The sequence below is a fragment of the Vibrio sp. 03_296 genome, from assembly GCF_002265885.1.
Genome location: NZ_NPKW01000628.1, coordinates 1 through 1,034 on the forward strand (window position 1 = coordinate 1; position 1,034 = coordinate 1,034).

Annotated in this window: 1 pseudogene; it reads left to right on the forward strand. The window is 44.6% G+C overall.

The window, feature by feature from the left end:
• Positions 1-522 (forward strand): annotated as a pseudogene (locus tag CIK04_RS26715) (3-deoxy-8-phosphooctulonate synthase); the annotation flags it as partial.
• Positions 523-1,034: the final 512 nt, after the last annotated feature.

Below are 1,034 nucleotides of genomic sequence, written 5' to 3' on the forward strand. Positions count from 1 at the left end.
GACGTTCACACAGAAGCACAAGCGACAGCCAGTCGCGGATGTGGTGGATGTTATCCAGCTACCTGCGTTCTTGGACTCGTCAGACTGCCTTGTGGAAGCGATGGCCAAAAACGGGGCGCGGTCATCAACGTGCAAGAAACCTCAGTTCATGAGTCCAGGTCAAGTGGGTAACATCGTTGAGAAATTTGCCGAGTGTGGCAACGATAAGATCATTCTTTGTGAGCGTGGTTCTTGTCATGGTTACGATAACCTAGTTGTAGATATGCTGGGTTTGGCGTCATGAAAAAGCATCAAAAGGCAGCCCAATCATTTTGATGTGTACCCATTCACTTGCCAAATGCGCCGACCCAATCAGGCGCGGCATCAGGCGGTCGCCGTGAACAGACTGTTGAGCTAGCGAAGCGGTTGGCAACGGGTATTGCTGGTCTGTTTATTGAGGCGCACCCAAATCCAGAACAAGCACGTTGTGATGGTCCATCGGCATTGCCACTCGATAAACTAGAGCCGTTCCTTGCGCAATGAAAGCACTGGACGATCTGTGAAAGCTTTGAGAGCATCGAACATCCGATAATATTTGCGTGTTATCAAGATCAAAAAGGACCGAGAAAACGGTCCTTTTTTTGTTTTATCTGTTGGCTTCTTTTTTGTGAGGTGGTGGCTTTTTATTCTGACTCTGTTTAATTAGTGAACTGAATCACAACTTCAATCGATATCATCATTTCTTAGTCAAACGTTTGCCTGTGATCGCATGAGTTTTGTCACTGTAACTCTCAGGCTTTGTTACAGTTTTTCGTGGTTTTTATAGTGATCAATGCATCATAAATATGAAAACGCGCTGAAATGGTTTGGCCAGTTACTTTAAACTGTATCAAGTTTTACAGCCAACCTAACTCGGTTTAATAAATTGAGCTTATGTTTAAAAAGGCCTGTAGATATTTGCAGTGGAATCCCCAAAAAGTTCAAAAGGTATGACAATGAAGACAACGCCTGATTGTAAAACCGCGCTTAGCGCAAGCTATTCTGGACAACTCTGG